The sequence below is a fragment of the Actinomycetota bacterium genome, assembly GCA_019347575.1.
In the GTDB taxonomy this organism is placed as follows: domain Bacteria; phylum Actinomycetota; class Nitriliruptoria; order Nitriliruptorales; family Nitriliruptoraceae; genus JAHWKY01.
In genome coordinates, this window is sequence record JAHWKY010000083.1 from 1 (window position 1) to 5971 (window position 5971).

The 5971-nt window shown below is 68.2% G+C and carries 5 protein-coding genes and 3 tRNA genes; 6 read left to right on the top strand and 2 right to left on the bottom strand.

What is annotated here, in order from left to right; translation table 11 throughout:
- The coding region (locus tag KY469_22165) for an Fpg/Nei family DNA glycosylase (GenBank protein ID MBW3665802.1) at nt 1-480 on the bottom strand (480 nt) is incomplete at its 3' end.
- A gap of 154 nt (nt 481-634) precedes the next feature.
- On the opposite strand from KY469_22165, the gene KY469_22170 reads away from it, so the two are divergent.
- Nucleotides 635-1066, top strand: a complete 432-nt coding sequence (locus KY469_22170) for a cyclic nucleotide-binding domain-containing protein (GenBank protein MBW3665803.1) — start codon at nt 635-637, stop codon at nt 1064-1066.
- A 59-nt stretch (nt 1067-1125) separates the two neighbouring features.
- Nucleotides 1126-4416 (top strand): AAA family ATPase, encoded by a 3291-nt coding sequence (locus KY469_22175; GenBank protein ID MBW3665804.1) that lies wholly within the window; start codon nt 1126-1128, stop codon nt 4414-4416.
- Between the two features lie 111 nt (nt 4417-4527).
- Here KY469_22175 and KY469_22180 read toward each other — a convergent pair whose 3' ends face one another.
- Nucleotides 4528-5019 carry a YajQ family cyclic di-GMP-binding protein gene (locus tag KY469_22180; protein ID MBW3665805.1) on the bottom strand — a complete coding sequence of 164 codons (492 nt, stop codon included), beginning with the start codon at nt 5017-5019 and terminating at the stop codon, nt 4528-4530.
- Nucleotides 5020-5123: 104 nt separating this feature from the next.
- On the opposite strand from KY469_22180, the gene KY469_22185 reads away from it, so the two are divergent.
- The 4 genes from KY469_22185 to KY469_22200 all read left to right on the top strand — a co-directional run bounded on the left by KY469_22185 (nt 5124) and on the right by KY469_22200 (nt 5936).
- Nucleotides 5124-5558 carry a hypothetical protein gene (locus KY469_22185; protein MBW3665806.1) on the top strand — a complete coding sequence of 145 codons (435 nt, stop codon included), beginning with the start codon at nt 5124-5126 and terminating at the stop codon, nt 5556-5558.
- A 27-nt stretch (nt 5559-5585) separates the two neighbouring features.
- Nucleotides 5586-5668 (top strand) — tRNA-Tyr (locus KY469_22190).
- Between the two features lie 84 nt (nt 5669-5752).
- A tRNA-Thr gene (locus tag KY469_22195) sits at nt 5753-5825 on the top strand.
- A gap of 39 nt (nt 5826-5864) precedes the next feature.
- Nucleotides 5865-5936, top strand: a tRNA-Met gene (locus KY469_22200).
- The last annotated feature ends 35 nt before the right edge of the window (nt 5937-5971 follow it).

Here is a 5971-nt window from a genome sequence, read left to right on the forward strand (position 1 = left end):
GACGCCGGCCAGCACCTGCTGGTCCAGCAGGGCCCGGGCGATCGGCACCGTGCGCCGTTGGAGCGCCTCCCACGCGCGTTGCGGATCGGCGTCGTCGCGCAGGACGTCCGGGCCGAGCCGGTCGACGATCGCGTTGCGCTCCGCGGGCCCGATGACCTCGCAGACGTTCGGCCCGGTGAGGTCGACCGCGTGCCCGTTGCCGACGATCCGCATCCGCACGGTGTCCCGGGGCGGCGGTGGGGGTGTGCGGTGGTGTGGCATCTTGCCGAACAGCCCCAGGTGCACGTGCACGATGCGCGCGCCGTCGTACCGGTGGAACAGGTGCTTGCCCCAGGCCTCCGCGGTCTCGAACACCAGGCCGTCGACGAGCGCGGCCCCGTCGGCGAACCGCTGCTGGGGTGAGCTGACGGCCACCTCGTGGCCGCCGAACCAGCGACGGTGGTCCCGCGCGAGGCGGTGGATCGTGTGACCTTCGGGCATGTCTCGGTCGGGATCTCCATCGTGCGCCCAGCGCATAGCCTGGGGCGCGAACGCGCGCAACCTGGCTGTTCGACCGTACGGCATGGTTACCTGACTGGTTCGTCCGTCTGGGAGGTCGGTCGCGGCTCCGATGCTGCGTAGAGGAGGGGGCGACATGGGGTGGCGCAAGGACCGACATCCGCACATGGATGCCTTGGAGGCTGTCCAGTTGTTCGAAGGGGTGGACGAGAAGCATCTCCGTGCCGTGGCCGAACGCGCCCAGTCGCTCTCCGTACGCGAGGGCGAACTGTTGATGCTGGAACGCTTCCACGGGGAACAGTTCCTGATCATCCTCGAGGGCTCCGCCTCGGTACGTCACGGATCGCAGGAGATCGCCACGGTGGGACCTGGCGACTTCCTAGGCGAGATCGGCCTGCTGCAGCACGAGGACCGAACGGCGACGGTCGTCGCACGATCCCGCATGAAGCTGCTGGCGATCGACGAAGAGGATTTCCAGAAGTTCCTGCGCGACATCCCCGAGGTCGCGCAACGGGTTCGGCGGGAGGCCGCCCTGCGGCTGGCCGCCAACGAGAGCGAGAGTGATTGAGGACGGGCCGTGCCCGACGCGAGCGGCCAGCGGGAGATCCGGGCGGGGGATGGAACAGGATGACCGAGACGACGACGGTCACGGTGTTGTTCTGCGACCTCGTCGGATCCACCCGCATCATCTCGGAGGTCGGTGACGACGCGGCCGACAGCCTGCGGCATCGGATGTTCGAGGCGCTGCGCGCGGTGGTCGTCGCCAGACGGGGTAGCGAGGTCAAGACGCTCGGTGATGGGATGATGGTCGCCTTCCCGAGCGCGACGGACGCGGTGTCCTGCGCGGTCGGGATGCAACGAGCAGCGGACCGCCTCGACCGTGACACCCCCGATGTCGAGGTCAGACTCCGGGTCGGGTTGAGCGCAGGGGAGGCCCGGTTCGAGGGTGACGACTGGTTCGGGACACCCGTCGTCGAAGCGGCCCGCCTGTGCGACGCTGCAGCTCCAGGCCAGGTACTCACGGCGGACATCATCCGGATGCTCGTCGGCACTCGCGGGGGTCACGAGTTCCACCCCGTCGGGCAACTCGATCTCAAGGGCCTGCCTGCCCCTGTCGGTGCGAGCGAGGTGCGTTGGGAGGCGGAACCAGCCGGTGCCGTCCCGCTGCCAGCCGGTCTCGACACGGCATCCCAGTTCGCGTTCGTCGGGCGGCGCCACGAGTGCGAGCGGTTGCGGAGGGCGTGGGAAGCCGTTCCGGAGGCCGGGCACGGGCTCGTGCTGGTGTCCGGTGAGCCAGGGATCGGCAAGACACGTCTGGTCGGGGAGTTCGCACGCCAGGTCCACCAGGAGGGAGCCATCGTCCTCGCGGGGCGGTGCGACGAGGATCTGCAGGTCCCGTACCAACCGTTCGTGGAGGGCCTACGGCACCACGTCCTGCACGCCCCTGCTGCCGAACTCATCGAGGAAACGGGACCCCAGGCGGTCGAACTTGCTCGCCTACTGCCGGATATCGCCGGTCATATGGACGTGCCTGCTCCTGGTGAGGTCGCCGACGCGGACGTCGCGCGTCATCGGCTCTTCGAGGCGGTCGCCGCCTGGTTGTCTGCGGGATCCCGGCGGCAACCGATCCTGCTTCTGCTCGATGACCTGCAGTGGGCCGCGAGGCCGACGTTGCTGCTCCTACGGCACCTGCTCCGCAGCACACGATCCCTTCGCGTGCTCCTGGTCGGCACGTACCGCGACACCGACATCGGTCGGACCGACGCGCTCGGACAGATGCTCGGGGATCTGCGTCGTGAACCCAACGTCCAGCGCATCTCCCTCACCGGGCTCGATGTGAGCGACGTCGCCACGTTCCTCGAACGGCGTGCCGGTCACCAGCTCGATGACCGGGGCCTCGACCTCGTGCGCGCCGTGCACCGGGAGACCCAGGGCAACCCGTTCTTCATCGGAGAGGTGCTGCGCCACCTCGCCGAGACCGAGGCCATCTACCTGGAGGATGGACGCTGGACCTCCGATTTCCGTGCCGAGGACATCGGGATCCCCGAGGGGATCCGTGAGGTCGTGGGCCGCCGTCTGTCGCGTCTGTCGGACGCGGCGAACGAAGCGCTGGGATGGGCGGCGGTGATCGGTCGTGAGTTCGACGTCAAGTTGCTCGAACGCGTCGTCGACCTCGACGAGGAGCGGCTGCTCGGAGCGCTGGAGGCCGCGACGCGGGCACGCCTGCTCGAGGAGAGAACCGACGACTTCGGTGGCTACCGGTTCGCGCACGCGCTCGTGCGGTCGACCCTGTACGACGAAGTGTCGATGGTGCGCCGAGCACGCCGCCACCAGCGGGTGGCCGAGGCACTGGAGGATCTGTACCAGGACCAACTGGACGACGTCGTCGGCGATCTGGCACACCATTTCGCGGCGGCGGCGCTCGCGGGTGACGCCGCCAAGGCCGTGGAGTACGCGGTCCGAGCCGGCCGCAGGGCGCTGGAACAGTTCGCCGACGACGAGGCCCTGGACCACTTCCGCCGGGGTCTGCACCTCGTCGACCGCGAGCGTGACCAGCTGGCCTACTGCGACCTGCTGATCGGGATCGGAAGATGCCAACGGCGTCTCGGGGACGCCGCGTACCGGGAGACCCTGCTGGAGGCGGCCCACCTCGCGCGCGATGCCGGTGACGGCGACCGACTTGCAGAAGCCGCGTTGGCGAACACCCGTGGCATCTGGAGCAACGCCGGCGAGGTGGACGACGAGCGGGTGGAGGTGCTGGAGAGTGCGATCGAGAAGCTCGGGGATCGAGATCCCCCGCGACGGGCTCGCCTGCTCGCGAGCCTCGCGTCGGAGGTGACCTGGTCCGAACGTCGACCTCGTCGCGTCGCGATGGCCGACGAGGCGTTGTCGATCGCGCGGGAGCACGGCGATCCCATCACGCTCCTGACCGTCCTGTTGGACTGGCACGCGGCAACCAACGACGCCGAGATGCTCCCCCGCCACCTCGAGACCACGAGCGAGCTCCTCGACCTCATCGACGACCAGCAGGACCCTCTGCTGAACGCCACCGTGTTCCAGTGGCGGTTCATCATCACGCTCTACGCCGCACGACTCGACGAGTCCCGACAGATGACACGAGCGATGAGCGACCTGCTCGACGAGCTCGACCATCCGCTCCTCCGCTGGTGGCACACGGTCGACCGTGCCTCGCTCGCCCTGGTCGCCGGTGACCTCCCCCAGGCCGAGCGACTCGCGACGGACGCGTTCCACAGAGGCGAGGAGGCCGGTGAGCCGGACGCGTTCACGTGGTACGCGGCCCAACTCTTCGGTGTTCGGTGGTCGCAGGGGCGCATCGACGAGCTGGTCCCGGTCGTCGAGCAGGAGATCGATCGCCATCCCGCTCTCACCAGTTGGCGCGGTGGGTTGGGCATCGGCTACCTCGAGTCGGGGCGCATCGACCAGGCGAGGGAGCTCTTCGACCGTCAAGCCGCGACCGGTTTCGACCTGCCCCGAGACGTCAACTGGCTGGCCGGTGTGCTCCCGTTCGCCGAGCTGGCCTACCGACTGGACCGCAAGGATGCGGTGGAGACGCTGTACAACCTGCTGGAACCGTGCCGTCACCAACACCTCGTCCACCTCCTGCTGCCCAACGGGACCGTCGAGGACCACCTGGGAAGGCTGGCCCTCACCGCCGGGGACCTCGGGTTGGCTGAGCGGCACCTCCAACGCGCAGAGACCGTCTACGAGCGGATCGGCCATCCCTTCGCGCGCGGTCGGATGCACGCGGTGTGGGCGGACCTGCTACTCCGCAGGCGCGAGCCCGGCGACGTCCCACGGGCAGAGGAACTGCTGGAGGGTGTGCAGCGGATGGGAGAGGAGCACGGCATGCCGACCTTGATCCTCGACGCCGGACGGCCCACGAGGGCACCGAGCTGACTGGACGCGGTTCGACTTCGCCGCGGATGACGCCGGGGGCATCGATCGTGGACCACATCGAGCCGGTGCTCACGAAGGTCGATCTGTTACCCGGGGACCTGGGCGCGAAGGCTACTTGAAGTTCGTGAACCGCAGGGGCGCGGGGTGGTCCTGGGCCTTCACGAGCTGGATGATCTCCTGCAGGGCATCCCGGCTCTTTGACGACACCCGGACCCGGTCGCCCATGTTCGTCGGCGTCACCTTCAGCTTCGAGGACTTGATCTGCTTCACGATGTCCTTGGCGACGTCGCTCGGCATCTCGGTCTTCAACGCGACGTCGATGCGGCTCGAACCGCCCGCGGCCGGCTGCGGTTCACCCGGCTCGACGGCCTTGAGCGGGACCTTGCGCTTCACGAGCTTGTCCTTCAGCACCTCGAGCGCAGCCCGGGCGCGGTCCTCGGTCGCCGACTGGATCCGGATCGCGTCGCCACCCTCCCAGGCGATCTTCGTGTTCGTGTCCTTGAAGTCGAACCGCGTCGCCACCTCGCGGGCCGCCTGGTTCACGGCGTTGTCGACCTCCTGGAGGTCGACACCCGCCTCGATGTCGAAGCTCTGCTCGGCCATCGGTGACTTCTCCACAGGGGTCGGACGGGCTGTGGATGGTACTGCCGAGAACGTCGTTCTCTGTCCCACCCACCTGGTTCGGTGGCCACGACGAGGAGACCACCATGGACACCGACACGATCAGACGCGACAACCCCCGACACCAGGGCGACATCGGGGTGGGTGCCGCGATCGCGTACTTCATGGCCAACGCGTACCGGGTCGCCGTGCCGTTGGGCGAGTCCCAACCCTGGGACCTCATCGTCGAGAGGAAGGACGGCGACGACGGGCCCGAGCGCGTCCAGGTCAAGACCACCACCCGCAAGACGCCGTACGGGATCTACGAGGTCCAGATCTGCACGAACGGCGGTAACCGCTCCGCGACCGGGGTCGTGAGGCCCTTCGATCCCGCGCAGGTCGAGTGGTTGTTCGTCCTCACGGACGACCTCGACCGGTACCTGGTACCCACCGACGTGATCACGTCGACCAGGACCCTGAACCTCGGTCACCAGATGGCGCCGTACCTCGTCGGACGGGAACAGCTGCAGTTGCCGCTCTAGGTGCCCCTCCGTACCATCCTCGCTCCCGGTGGGGTGACCGAGTGGCCAAAGGTAGGAGCCTGTAAAGTTCCCGGCTTACGCCTACGCAGGTTCGAATCCTGCCCCCACCACGGAACGCTCCTATCGACCTCCAGCGGTGACGTACGCTGGCCGGCGGTGGGTCGTACTCCCACTGACAACCGAACAACAGACACGCCCCTGTAGCTCAGTCGGTAGAGCGCATCCATGGTAAGGATGAGGTCCGCGGTTCGATTCCGCGCGGGGGCTCTGGGCCGGGATCTCACCAGGCCCGCCCGCAACACTCTCGGCGGCGTAGCTCAGAGGTAGAGCAAGCGGCTCATAATCGCTGTGTCGGAGGTTCGAGTCCTCCCGCCGCTACCGACCCCTCCCGTCCTGCGGCGATGTCCGCAGTG

Bases quoted from the DNA above. Each gene is read 5' to 3' on its own strand.
- KY469_22175 (MBW3665804.1), top strand. From the start codon at position 1,126: ATGACCGAGACGACGACGGTCACGGTGTTGTTCTGCGACCTCGTCGGA.
- KY469_22180 (MBW3665805.1), bottom strand. From the start codon at position 5,019: ATGGCCGAGCAGAGCTTCGACATCGAGGCGGGTGTCGACCTCCAGGAG.
- KY469_22185 (MBW3665806.1), top strand. From the start codon at position 5,124: ATGGACACCGACACGATCAGACGCGACAACCCCCGACACCAGGGCGAC.
- KY469_22170 (MBW3665803.1), top strand. From the start codon at position 635: ATGGGGTGGCGCAAGGACCGACATCCGCACATGGATGCCTTGGAGGCT.